The 23,831-nt window shown below is 60.5% G+C and carries 21 protein-coding genes and 1 other annotated feature; of the genes, 8 read left to right on the top strand and 13 right to left on the bottom strand.

Annotated elements, in window-relative coordinates; translation table 11 throughout:
• Positions 1-148 precede the first annotated feature (148 nt).
• Both AACQ43_RS12355 and AACQ43_RS12350 read right to left on the bottom strand, forming a co-directional pair.
• Positions 149-571, bottom strand: coding sequence for a CBS domain-containing protein (locus tag AACQ43_RS12355; protein ID WP_168967458.1), 423 nt, complete (start codon positions 569-571; stop codon positions 149-151).
• A gap of 84 nt (positions 572-655) precedes the next feature.
• Positions 656-1,726 (bottom strand): helix-turn-helix transcriptional regulator, encoded by a 1,071-nt coding sequence (locus tag AACQ43_RS12350; protein ID WP_017408386.1) that lies wholly within the window; start codon positions 1,724-1,726, stop codon positions 656-658.
• A gap of 1,041 nt (positions 1,727-2,767) precedes the next feature.
• Here AACQ43_RS12350 and AACQ43_RS12345 point away from each other — a divergent pair.
• Positions 2,768-4,456 (top strand): phospholipid carrier-dependent glycosyltransferase, encoded by a 1,689-nt coding sequence (locus tag AACQ43_RS12345; protein WP_168967457.1) that lies wholly within the window; start codon positions 2,768-2,770, stop codon positions 4,454-4,456.
• Positions 4,457-4,641: 185 nt separating this feature from the next.
• On the opposite strand, the gene AACQ43_RS12340 is transcribed toward AACQ43_RS12345, so the two are convergent.
• The 4 genes from AACQ43_RS12340 to AACQ43_RS12325 form a co-directional block, all read right to left on the bottom strand.
• Positions 4,642-4,971, bottom strand: a complete 330-nt coding sequence (locus AACQ43_RS12340; RefSeq protein ID WP_011706069.1) for a YbaB/EbfC family nucleoid-associated protein — start codon at positions 4,969-4,971, stop codon at positions 4,642-4,644.
• Positions 4,972-5,086: 115 nt separating this feature from the next.
• On the bottom strand, positions 5,087-7,633 hold the full coding sequence (dnaX, locus tag AACQ43_RS12335; RefSeq protein WP_168967456.1) for a DNA polymerase III subunit gamma/tau: 2,547 nt from the start codon (positions 7,631-7,633) through the stop codon (positions 5,087-5,089).
• Positions 7,634-7,815: 182 nt separating this feature from the next.
• Positions 7,816-8,361, bottom strand: coding sequence for an adenine phosphoribosyltransferase (gene apt / locus AACQ43_RS12330; RefSeq protein WP_168967455.1), 546 nt, complete (start codon positions 8,359-8,361; stop codon positions 7,816-7,818).
• A gap of 131 nt (positions 8,362-8,492) precedes the next feature.
• The gene (locus AACQ43_RS12325; protein ID WP_011706066.1) at positions 8,493-8,870 is read right to left on the bottom strand and encodes a YbaN family protein; all 378 of its coding nucleotides are present in this window, start codon (positions 8,868-8,870) and stop codon (positions 8,493-8,495) included.
• A gap of 219 nt (positions 8,871-9,089) precedes the next feature.
• On the opposite strand from AACQ43_RS12325, the gene dusC reads away from it, so the two are divergent.
• From dusC to AACQ43_RS12310, 3 genes are all read left to right on the top strand, one after another.
• The gene (dusC, locus tag AACQ43_RS12320) at positions 9,090-10,034 is read left to right on the top strand and encodes a tRNA dihydrouridine(16) synthase DusC (protein WP_168967454.1); all 945 of its coding nucleotides are present in this window, start codon (positions 9,090-9,092) and stop codon (positions 10,032-10,034) included.
• 97 nt (positions 10,035-10,131) lie between these two features.
• Entirely contained in the window at positions 10,132-10,500 is a 369-nt protein-coding gene (locus AACQ43_RS12315) for a TraR/DksA family transcriptional regulator (RefSeq protein ID WP_168967453.1), read from the top strand.
• A 94-nt stretch (positions 10,501-10,594) separates the two neighbouring features.
• Complete coding sequence (locus AACQ43_RS12310) at positions 10,595-11,353, top strand: transporter substrate-binding domain-containing protein (RefSeq protein ID WP_168967452.1); 759 nt, start codon at positions 10,595-10,597, stop codon at positions 11,351-11,353.
• Between the two features lie 45 nt (positions 11,354-11,398).
• Here the strand turns inward: AACQ43_RS12310 and rnd are convergent, their stop codons facing one another.
• The 7 genes from rnd to AACQ43_RS12275 all read right to left on the bottom strand — a co-directional run bounded on the left by rnd (position 11,399) and on the right by AACQ43_RS12275 (position 19,010).
• The gene (gene rnd / locus AACQ43_RS12305) at positions 11,399-12,511 is read right to left on the bottom strand and encodes a ribonuclease D (RefSeq protein ID WP_211162540.1); all 1,113 of its coding nucleotides are present in this window, start codon (positions 12,509-12,511) and stop codon (positions 11,399-11,401) included.
• A gap of 96 nt (positions 12,512-12,607) precedes the next feature.
• Positions 12,608-14,284: a long-chain-fatty-acid--CoA ligase FadD gene (gene fadD, locus AACQ43_RS12300; RefSeq protein ID WP_168967614.1), complete on the bottom strand. Its 1,677-nt coding sequence runs from the start codon at positions 14,282-14,284 to the stop codon at positions 12,608-12,610.
• A 198-nt stretch (positions 14,285-14,482) separates the two neighbouring features.
• Positions 14,483-15,349 (bottom strand): alpha/beta fold hydrolase, encoded by an 867-nt coding sequence (locus AACQ43_RS12295; protein WP_168967450.1) that lies wholly within the window; start codon positions 15,347-15,349, stop codon positions 14,483-14,485.
• A gap of 8 nt (positions 15,350-15,357) precedes the next feature.
• Positions 15,358-15,873 (bottom strand): Slp family lipoprotein, encoded by a 516-nt coding sequence (locus AACQ43_RS12290; protein ID WP_168967449.1) that lies wholly within the window; start codon positions 15,871-15,873, stop codon positions 15,358-15,360.
• A gap of 94 nt (positions 15,874-15,967) precedes the next feature.
• The gene (gene tsaB, locus AACQ43_RS12285; RefSeq protein ID WP_168967448.1) at positions 15,968-16,669 is read right to left on the bottom strand and encodes a tRNA (adenosine(37)-N6)-threonylcarbamoyltransferase complex dimerization subunit type 1 TsaB; all 702 of its coding nucleotides are present in this window, start codon (positions 16,667-16,669) and stop codon (positions 15,968-15,970) included.
• A gap of 108 nt (positions 16,670-16,777) precedes the next feature.
• On the bottom strand, positions 16,778-18,700 hold the full coding sequence (locus AACQ43_RS12280; protein WP_024945368.1) for an ATP-dependent DNA helicase: 1,923 nt from the start codon (positions 18,698-18,700) through the stop codon (positions 16,778-16,780).
• A gap of 67 nt (positions 18,701-18,767) precedes the next feature.
• Positions 18,768-19,010, bottom strand: a complete 243-nt coding sequence (locus AACQ43_RS12275) for a hypothetical protein (RefSeq protein ID WP_011706055.1) — start codon at positions 19,008-19,010, stop codon at positions 18,768-18,770.
• A 186-nt stretch (positions 19,011-19,196) separates the two neighbouring features.
• Positions 19,197-19,325 (top strand) — a sequence feature (His leader region).
• Positions 19,326-19,349: 24 nt separating this feature from the next.
• Here AACQ43_RS12275 and hisG point away from each other — a divergent pair.
• The 4 genes from hisG to hisB are packed head-to-tail and all read left to right on the top strand — an operon-like array spanning position 19,350 to position 23,818.
• On the top strand, positions 19,350-20,246 hold the full coding sequence (gene hisG, locus AACQ43_RS12270; RefSeq protein WP_168967447.1) for an ATP phosphoribosyltransferase: 897 nt from the start codon (positions 19,350-19,352) through the stop codon (positions 20,244-20,246).
• Between the two features lie 12 nt (positions 20,247-20,258).
• Entirely contained in the window at positions 20,259-21,584 is a 1,326-nt protein-coding gene (hisD, locus tag AACQ43_RS12265; RefSeq protein WP_168967446.1) for a histidinol dehydrogenase, read from the top strand.
• On the top strand, positions 21,581-22,651 hold the full coding sequence (hisC, locus tag AACQ43_RS12260; protein WP_168967445.1) for a histidinol-phosphate transaminase: 1,071 nt from the start codon (positions 21,581-21,583) through the stop codon (positions 22,649-22,651). The genes hisD and hisC overlap by 4 nt, the downstream gene beginning before the upstream one ends.
• 15 nt (positions 22,652-22,666) lie before the next feature.
• Complete coding sequence (gene hisB, locus AACQ43_RS12255) at positions 22,667-23,818, top strand: bifunctional histidinol-phosphatase/imidazoleglycerol-phosphate dehydratase HisB (RefSeq protein WP_168967444.1); 1,152 nt, start codon at positions 22,667-22,669, stop codon at positions 23,816-23,818.
• Positions 23,819-23,831 lie beyond the last annotated feature (13 nt).

The raw sequence follows: 23,831 nt of genomic DNA, 5'->3' as shown, positions 1-23,831 counted from the left end.
GGGTGCAAGCCTTAAAGCGGCCGTGAGGAGGATGAAAGAGACGTTATCCGGGCAGCAAGCTCTTTATGTCGGCATTCACCATCACAATAAGAAAGAGCAGGCCAGATGCCTGCTCTTGGGATGACATCAGTACGTCCATCAACCGGGCTCAGGCGCGCGCCTTGTGGACGAAGCAGGTTCCCAGCTGGGCGTGGATGGCCTGCATCACGTCGTGGCGGCTGATGACTCCGAGCAGATGCCCCTCCTCCACCACCGGGTAGATCTTGGGTTTTTGCCCCATCATCATCTCCGCCAGCTCAAGAATGCTGGTATCGGGGCCGATGGCCAGCACCTCCTTGCGCATCACATCCCGTACCTGGGCCACCTGTTCACAGTGATAGGCCTCTTTCAACATGACGGCAATGCAGTCCTGCTCGGAGACCCAGCCAACCAAGTGACCCCGCTCATCAACTACGGGGCCGCCAAGCTGGCGACTGTTGAGAAATTTTTCCACCGCCGCCTGCACCATCATCTCCGCGCTGAAGGTGATGGGGCGAGTCTGCATGTAATCCTTTGCCTTGAGTGATTCCATCGTGCATTCCCCCAACCTGCCTCCCGGGCGGGAGGCGCGAGCCGGGCACTATGTCCGGCTCACTCCAAGCATAGCTTGCATGGATCAGGAGATGGATTGCAGCAACAGCAAGAGCTCGTTCTGGCTGTGGCAGTCGGTCTTCTTGAAGACCCCCTTCAGGGTCGAGCGCACGGTTTCCACCTTGACGCCGCGCAGCTCGGCAATGTCGTTGCTGCTGTAGCCCTTACTCATCAGCACCAGCAACTCTTTCTCGCCGATGGTGAGCGGATAGAGACTCGCCAGCGCTTCGATGTCGGGGTTGAAGGAGTGCTCTGGATCTCGCAACACCACTTCCACATACCGTTCGAAGCGGTTGAGACCGCTCATCAAAGTGCACTGGATCAGCAACGGCCGCAGATTAGGCTGACGGGGAATGGACATATAAGCGCTGGCACCGGGCAGCAGATAGGCAAAACCATTCAATATCTCTTTGAACTGGCGTTGCTGCTCCTTATTTTGCAGCGAGAAAATACCATTGCCTGCCCGCAACTCCACGTTCTCGTCGGCAATACGATTGAAGGCCACATTGGAATAATGAATATGCCCTTTGTCATCCACGATGGCGCTGGGCTTATTGTGGTTTTTCACCAGCTGTTGCAGCTGATAATTCTGGGTTTCTAGGGCCAGCAGGTTCCAATAATGGTGGCTCCAGGCCGCGAGGCCAGAATAAACTTCGCCAAGGGAAGAAATTTCCTGGGCACTGAAATCATCCTGGGTGGCCGCCCGATAGGTACACAGGCTGCTCAGTCCCCGCCCCTTCACCCGGCAGACACCACCGGCCGCGAACTGGGCACCGAAGCTGGCCAGCAGACCCGCCGAGTTGGACAGAGTGTTGGCGCTGACGATCCCCTGGCAGCCCTTGTCCAGATAGTGATTGAACCACACATCCTGGCGATGGTGCTGGACGTAGAACTGCTGCTGGGCCTCGGTCAACCCGCTCGCGAAGAGCTTGATGCCGTCACTCTTGTCATCATCGCGCAACAGGAACAGCGACGAACTGCCCGACACGTCGGAGCGGAACTGATCCACTACCAACTTAATGTCAGAATCATTAATACCGCACTCATATAACTGGCTTATATAGGGCGATACCCTTTCTTTTACTAATGCCTTCACACCCGAACTCCTAATTCTTATTTTTATTGAAGTGGCATCTTACTCTGCAATGAGAAACGCGAAAAGTAGTCAAATGAACAAAGGTTTTATAACTGATCCATAAATAGTAATGATGAAACGACATAAGCGTCTTCGAAAGCGAAAATCTTAAATCCAAGTTAATGTTTTATATGATTTTTGTCGCTGATGTTCGGTTTGCCTGCAGCCAGGTAACAGGCCCACCTGACGGCCGATTGCGCGTAAAAGCATTCATCTCGCGCCATTTGCTGCGACAAGTTGCACTGCCGCAACAAAATCATCCCGCCAGCCGGGTCGCAGGCTTAGTTATTCTGGGCCTGCCGCCGGCACGACGCACTCCGCCATTCGAATGCATTGGCTGCAACCTATACGGATAGCTGCGGGCAACCAGCAAGGTTCTCTCGGCAACTCGAAGCGCGTTATCTTGACCTTCGCCCCAGCATCCTCCCCATCGTCTTGGTCAACGTGGATCAGTGGGTGGTGATCTGACTGCAAAATGAGTACCCCCAAAGGGGGCTATCGCCCCTCATGTTGATGATTCTCTGATCAAGACGAAAATCCCAACACAATGCCATCTGCTCTACCTAACCTTCGCGATGACTTCGATACCTGGTTCATCTTCCATCAGGATCCCCGCATATTAAGCTCCAGAAAATCTGGTATGAAAAATAAAAATATAGAAGCAGTCAGCACTATCAATATATGGCCGGTATGTTCATCCATGGCTCGCCAAGCATCTCAGCTAAGACCAAGCCAAAAGTGTAAATAAGCCCACAACGGCATTTATTTGACAAATGGCAGAGCAAGACACAATGTCTCACCACAATAAAGGTAAACGTCTTAAGTAATATTTGGTAACAACTTGTTCATTAGCATCCATAAGAATATGTGATACTAGATTGAACATCGACATTTTAGTGTGGTGAGCCTTTATCAATATGGATATTACCATGACCCATTCTCAAACCACGGGGGTCAGACCGTTCGTTGTCAAAACGCAGCCTTGCCTGCCGAGAGGACCTCATGCAGCCCACTAGCACAACCCCGAATACGCATCTATACGGATTATTGCTGATGGTGCTGGCCATCACCCTGATGGGCCAGTTTGGGCACCAGTTGTGGACCCCCGACGAGCCTCGCGAGGCGGCCATTGCCTGGGAGATGTTCACCAGCCGTGAACTGGCCATCCCGACGCTGGGCGGCAGCAGCTTCATCGAAAAACCGCCCCTTTATTACATCCTCACCATTCCCTTTCTTGCCCTGCTGCACGACAACCTCGGCGTCACGGTGGCGCTGCGTCTGGTGGGGGCGCTGTGGGCCATGGCAACCCTGCTGTTCACCGGCCTGTTGGCCAGACGGGTACTGGGCTCCAGCACTGCCGCACTCTGGTCGGTGATCGCTCTGGGCACCATGGAAGGCTTCATCATGAACAGCCACTGGATCCGGGTCGATACCAGCCTCGCCTTTTTCGTCGCCTTCACCATGTGGGCATTTGCCGAATGGTATCTGGCGGATCGCCAGCACATGCTCTGGTGTGCAGGGCTTGGGCTCTCCCTCTGCTTTCTGGTCAAGGGCCCCATCGGCCCCATCACCCTCTTCTTCGGCTGGCTGGCGCTGTTTCTGCCGGCACTCAAACGCCATCTTGCACGCCAGGAGGGAGGCCGCTTCGTGATACAGCACCTCGGCATGACCCTTCTGTTTATCACCCCTATCGCCGGCTGGCTGCTGGCCCTGTGGCAGCATCCTGAGGGGGAGTCGCTCTGGCAGCAGTGGTTCTGGCAAAATCAGGTGGGCAGGTTGACGGGCAGCTCGACCGAACTCGGTCACATCAAGCCCGGTGAATACCTCTTTTACCTTGGCGGGCTGGCCGAATACACCCTGCCCTGGCTGCCCCTGGTGCTGCTCTGGTGCTGGCAGACCCTGAGGCAAAAGCAGTGGAGCGCCTCCCGCCTGTTTCTGCTGAGCTGGGCGCTGGGCACCCTGCTGCTGCTCAGCATCGCCTCCACCAAGCGGACTCTTTACCTCTTTCCACTGATGCCGGTCTTTGCCCTGATGATCGGGCAACTGAGCGTCTGCTGGCCTCGCTGGCTCAATGGTTATGGCCGTGGCTGGACCTTGTTCATGTTCCTGTTTGCACTGGCGCTGCTGATGGCCCCTTTTTATCTGCCGCTGTTGCCGCTGGAAATACCCGACAAGGTGCTCAAGGTCATCAGTACGCTGGGTTGGCGGCATGTATTTGCGGCCATATTGCTTATATTCGCAGTAGAACAGTTGTGGCGCTGGCGTGAAATACATGGCGCGACCTTGCTGGCCAGCGCTGCCGGTATTATGTTCATGCTGACATTTATTCTGGCCTACCCCGCCATTGATGCCGCCAAAAATATGAAAGATGACACCCAACACTTCTTGTTTAAAATACCGATAGCACAACGCGCCAATATTGCCGGCTGGCAATTTGGTGAAACCGAACGCGGATTATTCTCGGTATATGGCAACTGGCAAATAACCAATGTCGACAAGACCCGACTCAATGCTATTTTGACCTGCCAGGACCCCCTCTATACCAGCCTGCTCATCAACCAGGATGATCCGCAGTTTCAGCTGGCCGAGTTGCTGGCAGGGCTACCTTACCGACTTCTGGCGACAGGCCACCCCAGGGTGGACAAGGATGCCAGAGCCATCTATTGGGTGAAGGGACGCTGCCTTTCTTGATGGCCCCCCAGCATGACTTGGGTAGCACTTCGCAGTTGTGAGCCAGCAGACAGCCAAACACGAGTGGCTGTCGCCTTGCAAACCGGATAAAAAAACACGGCGGATACAGAGATGTATCCGCCGTGTCGTCTGGTCACACTATCGTACGCAAGAAACGCGGTACGGCGCGCCCTGCCAGGCCGAGCTTAGAACGGCATCTTGAAGCCGGGGGGCAGTTGCATGCCGCCGGTCAGTTCGCCCATCTTGCTCTTGTTCTGCTCTTCCACGCGACGCACGGCATCGTTGACGGCAGCGGCCACCAGATCTTCCAGCATCTCTTTGTCATCTTCCATCAGGCTCGGGTCGATCTCGATGCGGCGTACACTGTGGCTGCCGGCCATGGTGACCTTGACCATGCCAGCGCCGGCTTCACCGACCACTTCCATCTGGGCAAGCTGCTCTTGCATCTTCTGCATACGCTCTTGCATCTGTTGGGCCTGTTTCATCAGGTTCCCCATTCCACCTTTACCAAACATATGTCGTCTCTCGTCTTGAAATCCGGCATCCAGCGCCGGGCCGTGGGTTTACCCATCCTAAGTGGGGACAGCCAAACCATTTATCAACCGGGCACCAGGCCCGGCATGATGTTTGTCAGCGACTCAGCGGCTCTATGCTGTCGTGGTGAAGCACGGCGCCGAATCGCTGCTGCAAAAATTGCACGTTGGGATCCTGCTCCAGATCCCGGGTGACCTGCTCACGCACCCCGAGATAGAGGCGATGTTCTATCTCCAGCGGCGTCTCCTGCTCGGGCACACTGCCCAGCGTGACCTCCACCTGCACCGGTTGCCCCAGCTCGGGGCCGATGATCTCGGCCAGATCGGCCCGCGCCCTGTCGCTGATCAGATGGCGCTGCTCCGGTTTGAGGGTCAACAGTACCTTATCCCCCTGCTGGCTCATGACCGAGTTGATGGCCAGCTGACGCAGCCGACCACCGACACCGGTGCGAGCAATCAGCTCGGCCCAGGGATCGCCGCAGCTGTTCAGCAGGGAGGACGGGATCAATCTGGCCGCCACTTCTCCCGCTTGCGGCTGGCTGTCACCCTCCAGCTCGTCCCAGTCGATGGTTTCCATCACCGAGACGGCAGGCACCGGCTCGCTGACAACGACCTCGCGAGAGGCCGTCACGGGGGCAGCAACAGGCGCAGCGCTAGCCTGCCGAGGTGCACTGCCGTCCAGATCCCAGGGCGGCAGATCGTCTGACTGAGGACGTGTCACGGCCGCGGGGATAGACGCCGGCGATGTCGCCTGGGCAGCCCGCTCCGGCAGAGGGGCACTGGCAAACGCATCGCTGAAACCTTGGCTCAAATACTCTTCGTAGTCGCTCCCGCTCTCTTCATAGGCATCGAGCGGCGGCAAGTCGTCATACCCCGTCTGCGGGGCTGGCCGGGCAGACGCCTGCCCTTGCCCATCAACCCGCACCGGTTGCGGCTCGAAAGCCGGGGATGGCATGGCGGCGGCTGGTTGCATCACCGTTGCCGGTCTGGCGGCAGCCACCGGTTTGGCGGGCGCTGTGCGCGCAGCGCTGGTCGCCGTCGATGGTTCGCTGCGCAGGCGACTGCGCAGCAGATTGCGCTTGCCAAGCAGGCTTTGCATGCTGGAGACCGTCGAGGGGACGGTATCTGTGTCTGCCACAACCTCGGCCTGCGCAATTGGCTCGGGCTCGGCCATGACAGGCACTGAAGGGGGAGCCACAGACGGCTCTGCCGGCAGGTTGCCGGACGCGGCCGGCAACGTCACCGCCTCGTAACCCATCTGCTCGGCCTCGCGCAGCAACTCATCCTGCTCGGCAAACAGCGGATCCAGCTCGGCCCCGTTATCCTGTCTCTCCAAAGCTGGCTCGACAGCTGCTTGCTCGGCCATCACCACAGGGGCCATGGTCGCGGCAGGCGCGGCGGCGGCAACCGCTGACGGAGCCAGTGGCGCTGCGCTGGCAGCCGGGGCCGGCTCAGCCCCCTGGGGCTTTCCCGGCGCCGCTGCGCCACTTCTCGCCTCTGTCGCCAACCCTCCCATGGCGGGGGGCAGCGCCGTCAGGCTGGCGGGGTGCAGAACTTCACGCCGGGGCGAGAAGGCCAGCATCCGCAGGCAGGTCATCTCCAGCGCGGTGCGGCCATCGGGCGCCCAGGGCAAGTCTTTACGGCCACCCAGCACAATCTGGTAGCAGAGCTGCACCTCTTCCGGGCTCATGGCCTGGGCCAGCTGCAGCAGAGCATCGGCGTCCGCCCCCTGCTCCTGAACGGTGGCGGGCAATAGCTGCGCCATGGCAATGCGATGGAGTAACCCTTCCAGTTCGGCGTGGAGCTGATCAAAATCGGGACCCAGGGTGGCGATTTCGGTGATCTTGGCCATGGTGGCCGGCGCATCCTGGCGCAGCACCGCCTCCAGCAGCTGGTGCAGATGGCGATGATCGAGCGTGCCCAGCATGGCCAGCACGCTGTCTAGGCGCACACTGCCATTGCCGTGGGCCAGCGCCTGATCGGTCAGGCTCAAGGCGTCGCGCATGCTGCCGTCAGCCGCCTTGGCCAGCGCCAACAGGGCGCGCGGTTCAAAGGGTTGCCCCTCCTGATCCAGCACCCATTCGAGCTGCTTGGCGATCTGGGTCTGATCCAGACTCTTCAGATGAAACTGCAGGCAGCGCGAGAGGATGGTGATCGGCAGCTTCTGCGGATCCGTGGTAGCCAGCAGGAACTTCACATAGGGGGGCGGCTCTTCCAGGGTTTTCAGCAGCGCGTTGAAGCTGTGGCGCGACAACATGTGCACTTCATCGATGAGGTAGACCTTGAAGCGGCCACGGGCCGGCCGGTACTGCACGTTGTCGAGCAGCTCACGGGTATCTTCCACCTTGGTGCGCGACGCCGCATCGATCTCCAGCAGATCGACGAAGTTGCCCTGGTCGATCTCGCGGCAGGTGTCGCACACCCCGCACGGGTGGCTGCTGATCCCCTGCTCGCAGTTGAGGCTCTTGGCCAGGATGCGGGCGATGGTGGTCTTGCCGACCCCGCGGGTGCCGCTCAGCAGATAGGCGTGATGCAGCCGTCCCTGATCCAGGGCGTTGGTCAAGGCGGTCAGCACATGGTGCTGGCCTACCACTTGTTCAAACGTATGGGGGCGCCATTTACGCGCCAGAACCTGATAGCTCATAGATCTCGATGCAGGGATGACAAGGCATTGAGGCTGGATGCTAACACAAATGCGGGGCGGGCTGTATCGGCTATCGGCCAGGGCGGGAGGGATCGCTTGAATTTCAAACCGATGCCCGTACGGGCACCGGTCTGGACGCAGGCAAGGCTGACGAGACCTGCCAGCTTGGTCAGACTGAGGGCTTATTCGCCCGGCAGTTCGACCAGAGAAACCACCTTGACGCCGGCGGCGGTCAGGCGGGCATCACCACCGAGGGACGGCAGGGAGATGATGAACGCGGCATCAACCACTTCACCGCCAGCGCGGCGAATGAGTTTGACGGTCGCATCGACGGTGCCGCCGGTGGCCAGCAGATCGTCCACGACCAGCACCTTGTCACCGGGCAAGATGGCGTCGGTGTGCAGTTGCAGGGTGTCGGTGCCGTATTCGAGGGCATAGGACTCTTCGATGACGGCGCGGGGCAGTTTGCCCGGCTTGCGAACCGGCACGAAGCCCAGACCCATGGCGTAGGCAACCGGCGCGCCGAAGATGAAGCCACGCGCTTCGGTACCGACAATCTTGGTGATCCCTTGATCACGATAGTGATTGGCCAGCAGATCGATGGTGGCCTTGAAGGCGTCGGCATTCTCGATCAGGCTGGTGATGTCGCGAAACAGGATGCCCGGCTTCGGATAGTCGGGAATGGTCTTGATGCTCGCTTCGATAAATTTCAGGGTTTCCGGATTCATGGTTTGACCGTTTGTTTTTCGACGCAGATGGTCGTTTCTCTCAGCTTCCCGCCAGCGGGAAATAAAAAGGCCCGTCACGCAAAAATGACAGGCCGACTCCATAGCATTATTGCCGCAATAGCTTAGGGACTTCACTTCTCCATTGCAACTGGCTCCAGCACCGGCAGACGCATTAACCAGGTGAGCAGGATCACCATTATGGCAATGAGCAGCAGCCTGACCCACAGCAGGGGAACCACCGCCAGCGACACCGAGAAGGAGAGCAGAATGAAGAGGATGGCACGCCGCCGCGCATGGCGGCGAATGCCGCGATACTGCTGCCAGTCGGCAATGGGCGGTCCGAACCAGGGATGGGCCAGCAACCAGCGGTGAAAACGAGGGGACGAGCGGGCAAACAGGGCCGCCGCCAGCAGCATGAAGGGCGTGGTCGGCAGCAGGGGCAGCACTATGCCGATGATGCCGGTCACGAATGCCAGCCAGCCCAACCCCATCAAACACCAACGTTTCATCGCAGCCCCTCTTACCATGCCCTTGCGTCATCCTAACAGGATCCGCCCCCATGTTGACAACGATTCCCATTATCATGACAACTGATACCCCGGATCACGGGGCTTGCGCACCAATCATGGCCTTAACCTGCCCACTCCTATGGCGTGACGGCTGACAACCTGCCCCGTTACCACTACAATCTGCGCTCTTTTTTCTCTGTTTGCCCTTCGGAACCGGTTATGCGCGTAATTTTGGCCCCCATGCAGGGGGTGCTGGATCACTTGATGCGGGAGGTGCTCACCTCCGTCAACAATTACGACCTCTGCGTCAGCGAATTCATCCGGGTGGTCGATCAGCTGCTGCCGGCCAAGGTGTTTCATCGCCTCTGTCCCGAACTCAAACAGGACGGCAAGACCCGAGCCGGCACCCCGGTGCGGGTACAACTGCTGGGCCAGCACCCAGAATGGCTGGCCGAAAACGCGCTGCGGGCCATCGAGCTCGGCTCCCCTGGCGTCGATCTCAACTTCGGCTGCCCTGCCCCCACGGTCAACAAGAGCAAGGGGGGCGCCGTGCTGCTCAAAGAGCCCGAGACCATCTATCGCATCGTCAAGGCGGTGCGCGAGGCGGTGCCTGCCCATCTGCCGGTGAGTGCCAAGATCCGCCTCGGCTACGATGACAAGGATCTCTATCTGGAGAACGCTCAGGCCGTTCATCAAGGCGGCGCCAACGAGCTGGCCGTGCACGCCCGCACCAAGCGCGAAGGCTACAAGGCGCCGGCCCACTGGGAGTATGTGGACGCCATTCGCCGTGCTCTGCCCATCCCCGTCACCGCCAACGGCGAGATCTGGGATCATGCGGATGCCCTCGCCTGCGCCCAAGTCTCCGGCTGCGACACCCTGATGGTGGGTCGCGGCGCCATCTCTCTGCCCAATCTGGCCAACGTCATGAAGACCGGCTGTGCCCACATGAGCTGGGCCGAGGTGCTGCAGCTGATGGTGAGCTACACCGAGCAGGACTTGGCGAGCGAGAAGGCAGACTACTACCCGAGCCGGATCAAGCAGTGGTTCAGCTATCTCAAGCGGGAGTATCCCGAGGCGGATCGGCTGTTTGGGGAAATCCGGGTACTCAAGGAGACCAATCCCATCCGGGATGCCTTGCTGCAGGCGTCGAAAACTGTGATCTAACCGTCCTTTACTTGACGCATATCATCTTGATAATCCTGTCGCTTCCCTATACTGCCCCAGATTCGTAATTCGTCTGTTGGGGGCTAGTGTGTGTGAAATGACGCAAGCTCAGTTGGCCGTGTGGCGTGATCGCCTGCTGACTGACTGGGCGCAAGTAAGAGAAGAGCTGATTGGTCAGCTCAAAGCCTGTCGGCGTGACGAGTGGGCAGAGAAGGTGGATCACTGCGAGCGGGATCAACTGGTTGATCTGACCAGCCGCCTCGATTTGCCCAAGGTAGAGCAGCGCGTGGCTCGCCTCAAGCGTATCGATGCCGCCCTCTGTCAGATGGATCTGGGCCTCTATGGCCTCTGTTCCGACTGCGAGGAGCCGCTGGCCATCGAACAGCTGGAACAGGACCCGACCCTGCAACGCTGCCCGCGCTGCGAAGCCCGCTATCGCAAGGGATTCCACGCCCACGAACTCTGAGGGATGCACGTCCGTGCATCCTCTTCTGCGGGCTGGTCAGCCCGACATTTCTATTCAATAATCAACAACAACCACGCTGAACAGGGACATCTCCGTGTACAGAGTCTTGTTGTTATGGTGTTTGTGCTGCTCCGCCTGGGCGCAAGAGTCGCTGCTGGTAGGCTGGTCAAGCTGGCACCCGTTCAGCTTTCGCGACGAACAGCAGCAACTGCAGGGGCTGGATATCGACCTGCTGGAAGCCATCTTCAACCGGGCTGGGTTTCACGCCAACTACAGCGAGATGCCCTGGGCCCGCGTGCTGCGCGAGCTGGAGTTCGGCACCATTCAACTGACCATGTCCGCCAACCAGACTGCCGAGCGCAACCTGTATGCCCGCTTTACCCTGCCCTATCGCAATGAAGAGACCGTGCTGCTTATCCGCCGTCAGGACAAGGGGCGCTGGCAGGAGATAACCCAGCTCTCCGACTTGCTCTCCCGGCCGGACTTCACCATCGGCATGCTGCGTGATTTTGATTACGGCACCGATTTTCGCACCTTCATGCAGTCATCCCAGATGCAGCAGCGACTGCTAGTAAGGCTGAAAATGGAACCGCTGATCAAGCTGCTGCTGGCCGGCCGGATCCAGGGGGTTGTCATGGACCCCATGGGATTGCAGCAGCTCAATCTGGCCGGTATCCCCCTCGATCAACTGACCACCCTGCTCGACATCCAGCAGACCCCGGTTCACCTGATGTTGAGTCGTCGCACCACCACGCCACAACAACTGCAACGGCTTGATGAGGCGATCCGGGCCCTGCTGCAGAGCCCGGAGTACGGGCAGATCCTGGCTCGCTACCGCTATCCACTGCAGTAACGCAGATAAAAAAGGGGCCCAGAGGGCCCCTTTTTTATCTTGTGATCACTGCGCCAGCAAGTGGCCAACCAGTTCATGGCGCCAGCCTTGCAGCAGCATCGGCTTGTCGGCACGGGCGCGCTCTTCGTCACTCATGCGCCAGCTCCAGGTGAAATACTGGTGAATGATCTTCTTGCTGGCCACCAGCTCGGGCGGAATGTTGCTGGCCTTGGCCTTCTCTTCCACCATCCCCTTGATGCGCTTGAGCTCGGCCTTGTACTGGGGGTAGTCCACCAGCCGGCGAATGGGCTCGGGCCAGCTGTCGGGATCGCTCTGCTGGGCTGCGGCCACGATATCCAGCATCCGTTTGCCGTGGATCTTGATCTCGATGGGGGCCAGCCCCAGCTCGTTCAAATCGCGCAGCGAAGTGGGTCTGCGCTCCGCGACCTTGAACAGGTGCAGCTCTTTGACCACGAAGTTGAGGGCAAGATCCCGGCGCACCGCCTCTTGCTGACGCCAGGCGGCGAGCTCACGCAGAATGGCCAGCTCGCGGCGTCCCAGTTGCCAGGCATTGACGATGTCGAGATAGGCCTGGCGGGGATCGCTGGTCTGGGTCTTGCGGGCGGAGTGGTTCTGGCACTCCTGCTCGAACCAGGCGAACTTGCCGCTCTCATGCAACTTGGCCATCACTCTCTCGTAGAGCGGCAGCAGATAAAACACGTCGGCTGCCGCGTACTCGAGCTGACGGGGAGTCAGCGGGCGCGCCAGCCAGTCGGTACGGGCCTGATCCTTCTCCAGCTCCACCGCGAGAAACTCGTTGACCAGGGCGCCAAAACCGACCGATACCCCGTAACCCAGAAAGGCGGCGGCCAGCTGGGTGTCGTGCATCTGGTTGGGCAGATGGCCCGCCTGATGCTGGATAAGCTCCAGATCTTCACCGGAGGCGTGCAAGATGGCGATCTGCCCTGCCCGGCCGAGTCGTTGCCAGAGGGAGGAGAGATCCAGCGTCAGCGGATCCAGCAGTGCCAGATGCTCACCGTCATAGATCTGGAACAGGCCCAGCTGGGGATAATAGGTGCGGGTGCGAACGAATTCAGTATCGATGGCCAGGGGAACGTCGGCCAGGGAGGCGAGATACTGATCCAGTTCGGCTTGCTGTGAAATGAGTTGATAGTGCATCTGTGCCTGCGTGTTGATCAGGGCCAAAAGAAAAAACCGTGGGCTGACCCACGGTTTTGCATAACGACGGCATGCTGCTTGGCAGCGCCACGCCGGTTACTGCTTGGCAATCTCCTCGTCGCGCAGCACGCGGCGCAGGATCTTGCCCACATTGGTCTTGGGAAGTTCGTCACGAAATTCTACCAGTTTCGGTACCTTATAGGCAGTCAGATGTTTGCGGCAGTGAGCAATAATCTCGTCTTCCTGCAGCTTTGCATCTTTCTTGACCACGAAGATCTTCACCAGCTCGCCGGAGACCTTGTGCGGCACGCCGACGGCGGCCACTTCCAGCACTTTCGGGTGCAGCGCCACCACGTCTTCAATTTCGTTCGGATAAACGTTGAAGCCGGAGACCAGGATCATGTCCTTCTTGCGATCGACGATCTTGAAGAAGCCCTGCTCATCGCACACCGCGATGTCACCGGTACAGAGCCAGCCATCCTGCATCACCTCGGCGGTGGCTTCCGGCCGCTGCCAGTAGCCGCTCATCACCTGCGGGCCGCGCACCTGCATCTCGCCGGGTTTGCCAAGCTCGTGGATCACCTGGCCTGCATCATCCACCAGACGAATGTCGGTAGAGCAGACCGGCAGGCCGATGGAGCCGTTGTAATCAGTCAGATCATAGGGGCAGACACTCACCAGCGGCGAACACTCGGTCAGGCCGTAGCCTTCCAGCAGCGGCGTATCGGTCAGCCCTTTCCACTGTTCTGCCACCGCCCGCTGCACCGCCATGCCGCCACCAATGGTCAGCTTCAGACGGGAGAAGTCCATCGACTGGAACTCGCCGTTGTTGACCAGCGCATTGAACAGGGTGTTGACCCCGGTGATGCAGGTAAAGGGGTACTTTCTGATCTCTTTGACAAAGCCCGGGATGTCGCGCGGGTTGCTGATCAGCAGGTTGTAGCCACCCAGGCGCATGAACAGCAGGCAGTTCACGGTCAGCGCGAAGACGTGGTAGAGCGGCAGTGCGGTGACCACGAACTCCTTGCCCCGTTCCAGCATGGGGCCATAGACGCCGAGGCACTGCTCCACGTTGGCAATCATGTTGCGGTGGGTCAACATGGCCCCCTTGGAGAGGCCGGTGGTACCGCCGGTGTACTGCAGGAAAGCCAGATCGTCGTTGTTGATCTCGGGCTTGATGTACTGCAGATAGCGGCCTTTGGCCAGCGCCTGGCGCATGGTGCTGGCGTGGGGCAGATTGTATTTGGGTACCAGCTTCTTGACGTATTTCACCACGAAGTTGACCACGGTGCCCTTGGCCAGGCCCAGGTTGTCGCCCATGCGGGTCAGGATCACGTGCTTGACCGGGGTGTCGTAGACCACTTTTTCCAGGGTATGGGCAAAGTTGGAGACGATGACGATGGCCTTGGCACCGGAGTCCTTGAGCTGATGTTCCAGCTCGCGCGGGGTGTAGAGCGGGTTGACGTTGACCACTATCATGCCAGCACGCAGGATGCCGAACACCGCGATGGGGTACTGCAGCAGGTTGGGCATCATCACGGCGACCCTGTCACCCTGACTGAGCTTGAGCTCGTTTTGCAGGTAGGCGGCAAAGGCGCGGGACTGCTCTTCAAGGCGACGGTAGGTAATGGTCTGCCCCATGTTGACGAAGGCAGGCTGGTCGGCAAATTCAGTCACCGACTCTTCAAACATCTCGACCAGGGAGCTGTATTGGTCTGGATTGATCTCGGCGGGCACCCCTTCTGGATAACGCTTCAGCCAGACTTTTTCCACGAACTTCTCCTGCATAACTAGCACCTGTGCGCTCACTGTGTTGCCTCCGTCCCTGTTCACATCCATTTCAAGCAGTTGTTTTAAGCTCATACTCTAATGCCGCCCATATTTACATAGGGCAACATCAATTAACAGCAAATTAACAACGGAAAAATGTGAGGGAGAAGACAAACCTGGAATTATTGAAAGCCGTCGATTCTACCGAATTTGACAAAATTTTTCGATACAAACCGCGGTCTCTACCGAATTTTCCATATGAAAATGGTGGTTTCCCGCCAAAATGACCCGCTCTATCTGGGCAAACGCGGCATGACGCTGTTGCCACTGTGCCTGCAGGCTGGCAAAACCCTCTGCGCCGGCGATAAATAGCACCGGGCAACGGATGGCCCGGATCAGCGCCTGGGCCTGCCCTTCGCTCATGCGCATGGGGGAGAGATCTCTAAGACGAGGATCGCTGCGCCAATGCCAGCGCCCTTCACGCGCTTCCAGCTGCCGCTCGCAGATGAGACGTGCCGAACTCGGGCCAATATCGGCCACCTTGCAGCGCGCCGTCACCGCTTCCTCGATGGATGCAAAGCCCTGGGAGGCTCGCTCACGGGTGCGACTGCGATTCAGGATGGCGCGGCGCAGCTGCTCCGGCACTGCCTCGTCGGGTTGGCTGAGAGGACCGAGCCCCTCCAGCAGGATGAGTCGCTCCACCTGCTCGGGGAAGACCCCGGCATAGGCGGAAGCGATCAAGGCACCGAGAGAGTGGCCAAGCAGCGTGAATGCCGTCCAGCCCGCCGCTTGGGCGATCTGGTAGAGATCGTCCAGCCAGTCGACGAAGACATAGGGCGTGCCCTTGTGATCCGAGTGACCGTGCCCCGGCAGATCGATGCAGACCAGCTTAAAGTGGGTCAGATAAGGGGCTAGGGGCACAAAGCTCGCACTGTTGTCGAGCCAGCCATGCAGCGCAACCAGCAAGGGTTTACTGGCCTGTTCACCCGGCACTGGCTGACTCTCAAGCAAGGCCACCCTGCGGCCATCCGCCAAGGTCAGGAAGCGCTCCTGCAGCACGGTCTTCACTCCCGGTCCTAGCGGCGCAGCGGCCGTCTCGGCCAGTAGGGATCATAGAAGGGGTCGTAGAAGTAGGGATCCACATAGCGCACCTCCACCTCCTTGACCGGCGGCCACAACTTGCTGCCCGTCACCTTGAGTACCGAGAAGCGGTATTTATGCTCGCCTATCTGGCTGTCGAGCGGCTTGTCGATGGTGCCCAGCACCGTCAGGCTGCGCCCCTTGGCATAGAGGGTCGGGTCGACAAAGCCCTGCATGATGGCCAAAAAACGGCCCGGGCTCTGTTCGGTCTGCTCCGGCACCCCGTTGGACTTGAGCGGCAAATAGACCACCTCGATGACGCTCTGATCCGCCTTGTTGTGTACCGCCGAGATGACCCCGCTCCAGCGAGCCGGTTTGCCCTCCTGGCCCGCAAGGGCCGGCTGGTAGGCCACCAGCTGGTTGGCAGGCTCATAGGCCAGCTCTTTCGGAACCGAGCTGCAGGCACCGAGCAAGAGGCCTGCAGCCCCCATCATCATTGCACGCTTCAACATGTCACGCTCCTCTGGCCGGATGAACCGGCCTGTCAACCACCCGCAATGGGGTATGTTCCCAGCGGCGTGAGCGACATGGCTGCCACTCTCGCCCTTATTCGCGACCCGGCAGCTTCTTCCAGGTCACCTTGTCACGCAAATAGACCGGGGTCGCCTGCTCCACCGCCACCGCCTCGCCCGCCAGCCAGGCGCTGTGCGCCAGCGGCAGCATGTCCAGCGCCGCCGGGAAACGCACCTGACTCATCGCCAGCTCATCGGCAAGGCCACTCAAAATTTCGCCATAGGTTTCAAAACCGGTACCGACGCAGGTCACCCGACCCGCTAGTTTGCCACGGGCGTCAACCAGTGCCGCGGGATCGCTCACCACCTCGTCGCCCACCAGCTGCATGCGGCCATCGATCAGCTCATAGCGGCCGAAATAGACCTCGTTCATCCGCGCATCGATGGCGGTCAGCACCTGTTCGGCGCCATCCAGACGATGGGCACCTTGCGCCATGGCGGCCAGGGTGGAGATGCCGATCAGCGGCACGCCGGCCCCAAATGCCAGGCCCTGCGCCACACCGATGCCGATGCGCACCCCGGTAAAGGAGCCGGGACCACGGCCAAAGGCGATGGCATCGAGCTCATCCAAGGTTATCCCGGCTTCGTCCAACACAGCCTGAACCATGGGCAGGATCTTGCGGGTGTGATCCCGCGGCGCCTCCTCCCAGCGGGAGAACACCTGCTCCCCCACCAGCAAGGCGGCGGAGCAGGCTTCGGTGGAGGTATCAACGGCCAGGATCTTCAACTCGTTCATGCTTTCCAATCTCTATAAAATCAGTCAATTACATAATCTGCAAGCAGACAGTGCCAGCAGTTTTTCAAAATGTCGCAAGGCTTGGCGGCCGCGCCAGCGCAAACGCGATCACCGCCCGGCGAGCGCCTGCTGCTCGAAGAAATTCCCCAGCATCGCCAGCTCCCGGGTTCGTGGAATCGCAGGCAGACTCTTGATGAAGGTAGCGCCATAGGGCTTGTTGACCATGCGGGGATCACAGATGACCAGTACTCCGTGATCACCGCGATCACGGATGAGCCGCCCTACCCCCTGTTTCAAGGCGATCACCGCCTTGGGCAGCTGGATATCGGCAAAGGGATCGCCGCCCCTGAGCTTGCAGTCATCCACTCGCGCTTTAAGCTGCGGATCATCGGGACTGGCGAACGGCAGCTTGTCGATGATAACACAGGAGAGCGCCGCCCCTCGCACGTCGATCCCCTCCCAGAAGCTGCTGGTCGCCACCAGCACGGCGCGGCCATTCTCGACGAACTCCTTGAGCAATCGCTGCTTGTTGTCCTCTCCCTGCAGCAGGACGGTACGGCCGATCTCCCGGCGCAGCACCTCGGCCACCTGGCGCATCACCTGATGGCTGGTACAGAGAAAGAAACAGCCCCCCGGCGTCTTGTTGATGAGCGGGATCATCAGATTGGCCAGCTGCTCGCCGCGGCCAAAGGCATTGGGCTCAGGCAGAAAGCGTGGCACGCAGAGCCGCGCCTGCTCGCCGTAGTCGAACGGGCTGTCGAGAATAAGCTCGGCGCTACCGGCCAGCCCCAGCTCGGCTTTGAAGTGATCAAAGCGCATGTCCACCGTCAGGGTGGCCGAGGTAAACACCCACGCCACTTCGGGGCGCAGCACCTCGGCGCCAAAGCGCTCGGCCACCGACAGCGGGGTCAGGTTGAGGGTAAAGTGCAGCCGCGAGCAGTCATACCAGTAGGAGAAGCCGGTCTGGTTGATGGCCAATACCTCCCCCAAGCGGGTGCGCAGCTCGCTGATCCGCTCGAAACAGTGGTCAAGCTGCTCGCCGCGCCCCAGCGCCAGTTTCAGCACTTCATAACAGAGTCCGAGGGCATCGTTGAGGCGGGCCAGCGCCTGGCCCCAGAGTGGCTGGCGCAGCATGTCACGGGTATTGCCGCGCCCACCGTCCACCCCGAAGGCGAGCCGCAGATCCTGACTGGCGATGGCGAGCCGGTCGGCCGCCTTGCCGAGCTGGGCCATGTCATGGGCTTCGGCCCGATAGGCGAGCTGGATATCTTGTGCCAGATCCAGAATAGTGCGGCTGCCCACCGATTTGCCGAAGTAGTTGGTGGCGATCTCGGGCAGCTGGTGCGCTTCGTCAAACACGTAGACCTGCGCTTCGGGCACCAGCTCGCCAAATCCGGTGTCTTTGACCGCCATGTCGGCGAAGAAGAGGTGGTGGTTGATCACCACCACCTGGGCATCCATGGCCCGGCGGCGAGCCACCACCAGATGGCAGTCGTCGTAATAGGGGCAGTCGCGACCGAGGCAATTTTCATTGGTGCTGGTGACGTGCGCGAGGATCTCGGCGTTCTCCTGCAGCCCCGGAATATCCCCCACGTCGCCGTTGTCGGTGGCGGTGGACCAGGACTTCACCTTGACCAGATCATTGAGCACTTCCGGCTTTTGCAGGTGGGATTCGCTGAGCAGCCGGTTCATCCGCTCGATGCACAGATAGTTGCTGCGCCCCTTGAGCAGGGCCACCGGCGGGGTATAGGAGAGCGCCCCCGTGATGGTGGGGAGATCCCGGTAGAAAAGCTGCTCCTGCAGGTTCTTTGAGCCGGTGCTGATCACCACCCGTTTGCCGGATTCCAGCGCCGGCACCAGGTAGGCGTAGGTCTTGCCGGTACCGGTGCCCGCCTCCACCAGCAAGCGACCATGCTCCTTGATGGCACGCGCCACCGCCTCGGCCATCTCCAGTTGCGGGGCACGGGCTTTAAAGCCGTCGATATGGCTGGCCAGAGGGCCGTCTGGCTTGAACAGGGTCTGGATGGTCAAAAGGGCGTCCCGCAGCAAAAGGGGGCATTATGCCAAAAGTGTGGCAAAAGCGGGACTGATTATGCGCCTAGACGAAGAGATCGATCTGGTGATCGGGGTCCGGCTTGTGATCGTCCTCTTCAGGTGCTGGCTGATCACGCTTGGCCGATGGATAAGGCTGCTGGCGCTGCTGGGAGTCACCGTTGTCGGTGCTGGTCTTGCGCAGCTGATGCTTCTGGCTGATCTGGGTCACTTCCCGCTTGATGTCGTCACTGCTCGGGGCGGCCGGTGCCCGGGGCAGAATGGGGAATAACAGGTCCTGACTGGGCATGATGTCGCCTCCTCTGGCTCACCTTGTCTAGTTATCGACCAGAAAACCGTTTTCTCAACTTTAATCGACCAAATCACATTTTCCGGTTGCTTTTTCCGTCAAGGCAGGTAGTTTAAATCGGGCGTCAACTACGACATCTTATTTGTAAAGGATTGATTACATGCAGTTCACCAGCCTGAAGACTCATCACCACCACCATCATCCCGAATAGTCTTTCAGGAGGTTGACTGCTGGAAGACACTTAACTGGTGACTTCCAAAAGGACCGCAAGATTCATAAGCCCTCGGAAGCACTGACTTCCGAGGGCTTTTTCGTTTTTGACTAGAAGGAAATCGAGCAATGGAAACACAACGTCTGCGCATCGCCATGCAAAAATCCGGTCGCCTGAGCCAGGACTCCCAGGCCCTGTTCAAGAGCTGCGGCCTCAAGATCAACCTGCGCGAACAGCGCCTCATCGCCCATGTCGAGAACATGCCCATCGACATCCTGCGGGTACGCGATGACGACATCCCGGGGCTGGTGATGGAAGGGGTGGTCGACCTTGGTATCATCGGCGAGAACGTGCTGGAAGAGGTGCAGCTCATCCGCGCCTCCCAGGGTCAGCCCTTTGCGGTCAAAACCCTCAAACAGCTCGACTTCGGTGGCTGCCGCCTCTCGCTGGCGGTGCCGGAAGATGTGACCTACACGGGGCCACAGAGCCTTGCCGGCAAGCGCATCGCCACCTCCTACCCCGGGCTGCTCAAGCGCTTCTTTGACGAAAAGGGGCTCGGCTTCAAGAGCGTGATGCTGGGCGGATCGGTGGAAGTGGCGCCGCGCGCGGGCCTGGCCGATGCCATCTGCGATCTGGTTTCCACCGGCGCGACACTGGAGGCTAACGGCCTGAAAGAAGTAGAGGTGATCTACAGCTCCAAGGCCGTACTGGTGCAGGCGCCCAACCCCTTGTCCGATGCCAAGCAGAAGATCATCGACACCCTGCTGCCCCGCATTCAGGGGATGCAGCAGGCGCGCGAAAGCAAGTACATCATGCTGCACGCGCCCAAGGACAAACTCGATGCCATCACCGATCTGCTGCCGGGCGCCGAACGTCCCACCATCATGCAGCTGGCGGGCGAGACCAACCAGGTGGCGCTGCACGTCGTCTCCAGCGAGACCCTGTTCTGGGAGACCATGGAACAGCTCAAGGCCCTCGGCGCCAGCTCCATTCTGGTACTGCCCATCGAAAAAATGATGGAATAAGGAAGGGACATCATGCAGACCCTGATCTGGAAGACCCTCTCCCCCGCCCAGCAGGCCGACGTGCTGACCCGGCCGGCCCTGAGTGACGAGGCCGACATCGGCGCCGTGGTACGGGAGATCATCGTGGCGGTGCGCAGCCGGGGCGACGAGGCTCTGCGCGAGCTGAGCCTGCGCTTCGAGCGCGCCCCCCGTGAACAGTTGCGCGTCAGCGAGGCCGAAATTGAAGCTGCCTGCGCACGACTGGATGACAACATCAAAAACGCCATCGAAGCGGCCATTGCCAATATTCGCACCTTTCACGCCGCCCAGGTGCAACCGGTAGTGCGAGTGGAGACCCAGCCCGGGGTGGTGTGCGAGCTGCGCACCCAGCCCATCAGCCGGGTCGGTCTCTATGTACCGGGGGGCAGCGCACCGCTCCCCTCCACCGTGATGATGCTGGCCATTCCGGCCGCCATCGCCGGTTGCCGTGAAGTGGTGCTCTGCACCCCGTCCCCGGCCAGCGACGAGATCCTGTTTGCCGCCCGCGCCTGCGGGGTCGAGAAGGTGTTCGCCATTGGCGGCGCCCAGGCCATCGCCGCCATGGCTTACGGCACCGAAAGCATTCCCAAGGTGGACAAGATCTTCGGCCCGGGCAACGCCTATGTGACCGAAGCAAAGGGGCAGGTATCTCGCGACTGGCGCGGCGCCGCCATCGACATGCCAGCCGGCCCCTCCGAGGTGCTGGTGATTGCCGACGAGAGCGCCAACCCCGCCTTCGTGGCGGCGGATCTGCTCTCCCAGGCCGAGCATGGCCCCGACAGTCAGGTGGTGCTGGTGACCACCTCGCCGCTGCTGGCCGATGCCATCGCAGGGGAGATCAAGCGCCAGCTGGCCAAGTTGAGCCGCCGGGATATCGCCGCGCAGGCGCTCGGCAGCAGTCTGGTGATCCTTTGCGACGATCTGGCAGAAGCCTGCACCATCTCCAACGCCTACGCGCCGGAGCACCTGATCGTGCAGACCCGCGCTCCCCGTGATCTGCTGGACCTGCTTGAAAATGCCGGCTCCATCTTCCTCGGGGCATGGACACCGGAATCGGTTGGTGATTACGCCAGCGGCACCAACCACACCCTGCCCACCTACGGTTATGCCCGCACCTGCTCAAGCCTGGGCCTCGCCGATTATCAGCGCCGCTACACGGTGCAGGAGCTGAGCGCCGAAGGTATTCGCGGCCTTGGTCCCATCGTCGAGCGCATCGCAGAGGCCGAGGGGCTCGATGGCCACAAGAATGCCGTCACCCTCAGGTTGAACGCCCTGGCCGCCACGTCCCAACAAACAGCACAGCAGAAGGATTTGTCATGAGCATTGCCAACCTGGCGCGCCGCGTGGTGCGGGCCCTCACCCCCTATCAATCCGCTCGCCGCATCGGCGGCAAGGGCCACGTCTGGCTCAACGCCAACGAGGCGCCACTGGCCTATCCCTTCACCATCGAGGGCAGCCGTCTCAACCGCTACCCCGAGTGCCAGCCGGCCGAGGTGGTGAACGGCTATGCCGCCTACGCCGGGGTCAACTCCGATCAGGTGCTGGTGAGCCGTGGCGCCGACGAGGCCATCGAGCTCTTGATCCGCACCTTCTGCGAAGCGGGTGAAGATCAGATCCTGATCTGCCCGCCCACCTACGGCATGTACGCCATCAGCGCCGAGACCTGCGGCGTCGGCATCGTCGAGCAGCCGCTCACTGCCAGCCGCCAACCTGACTGGCCCGCCATCGCCGATCGCCTCAGCGATGTGAAGCTGGTGTTTCTCTGCTCCCCCAACAACCCCACCGGGGATCTGGTGGGTCGCGACGGTCTTATCGCTTTGCTGGAGAAAGCCAGGGATCGCGTCATCGTGGTGGTGGACGAGGCCTATATCGAGTTCTGCCCCGAGGCGTCCGTAGTGGACCTGCTGGCCCGCTTCCCCAATCTGGTGGTGACCCGCACCCTCTCCAAGGCTTTTGCCCTGGCGGGGATCCGCTGCGGCTTTACGCTGGCAAGCCCCGAGGTGATCGCCATGCTGGCCAAGGTGATCGCCCCCTATCCCATCCCCGAGCCCATCGCCCAGATCGCGGCGCAGGCCCTCTCCCCCATGGGGCTGGAGCTGATGCGCGAGCGAGTGGTAGAGCTCAACAAGCAAAAAGCCGCCTTCAAGGCCACGCTCGGCGAACTTTTCTGCGTAAAAGAGGTATTCGAAGACAAGGGCAACTTCGTGCTGGTGCGCTTTGTGGATGGCGCCGCCGTCTTTGCCGCCATGAAGGCCGCCGGCATCATACTGCGGGATTTCTCCAGCAAGCCGGGTCTGGACAACAGCATTCGCGTCACCATCGGCTATCAGGGCGAGATGGATGCCGTGCTGGCGGTATTGCGTGATCTACCCTCTCCCTCTCTTTAAAACAAGGATGTAGCGATGAAGACCCCGTTTTTGTTTATCGACCGCGACGGCACCCTGATTGAAGAGCCGGTGACCGACAAGCAGGTGGATAGCCTCGCCAAGCTGCGCTTCGAGCCCATGGTGATCCCGGTGCTGCGCGAGCTGCAGGCCGCCGGTTACGTGCTGGTGATGGTGACCAACCAGGATGGGCTGGGCACTGCCAGCCTGCCGCTGGAGAACTTCCAGCCGCCCCACGACCTGATGATGCACCTGTTTGAATCGCAAGGAGTGAGCTGGGAAAAGGTGCTGATCTGCCCCCACTTCCCCACCGACGGTTGCAGCTGCCGCAAGCCCCACCTTGGCCTGGTGAAGGAGTATCTCGCCTCCGGTCGCATCGACTTTGCCAACTCCTTCGTGATCGGCGATCGCCAGACCGATTTGCAACTGGCCGAGAATATGGGCATTGGCGGGATCCGCTACCACCCGCAGGATCACGACTGGCTCGCCATCCGTGATCAGCTGCTATCCAAGGGACGCGTGGCCGAAGTAGAGCGTTACACCAAGGAGACCCGCATTCAGGTGGCGCTGGATCTCGACAAGAGCGGCGGCAACCAGATCGCCACCGGCATCGGCTTCTTTGATCACATGCTGGATCAGATAGCGACCCACGCAGGTTTTCGGCTCAAGCTCAAAGTGAGCGGCGATCTGCATATCGACGATCACCACACGGTGGAAGATGTCGGGCTGGCGCTGGGTCAGGCGCTGCGCCAGGCCCTCGGCAACAAGCGCGGCATCGGCCGCTTCGGCTTCGTGCTGGCGATGGACGAAGTGCAGGCGGTGATCGACGGTCGCCCCCGCCTGGTTGACGGCGCCGACGACAGCACCCAGGCCCCCTCGCTGACCGAGCTGGACGTGGCCACCGCGCTCGACTTGAGCGGCCGCCCCTACTTCGTGTTCGACTGCCCGAGCGGTTTTGGCCGCGACAGCGTGGGCGAGATGGCCACCGAGATGGTGCCCCACTTCTTCCGCTCCCTCTCGGACGCCATGGCCATCACCTTGCAGATGAAGGTGGGCAGCGGCAACACCCACCATCAGGTGGAGGCACTGTTCAAGGGCTTTGGCCGCGCCCTGCGCCAGGCCATTCGAGTGGAAGGGAGCGAGCTTCCCTCCAGCAAGGGAGTGCTGTGATGGATGTGAGCAA

The sequence above is a fragment of the Aeromonas sp. DNRA1 genome (assembly GCF_963888745.1).
GTDB classification, from domain to species: Bacteria; Pseudomonadota; Gammaproteobacteria; order Enterobacterales; family Aeromonadaceae; genus Aeromonas; species Aeromonas hydrophila.
Note: the sequence above shows the minus strand (reverse complement) of the source record. Positions and strands in the feature narration are given on the sequence as shown.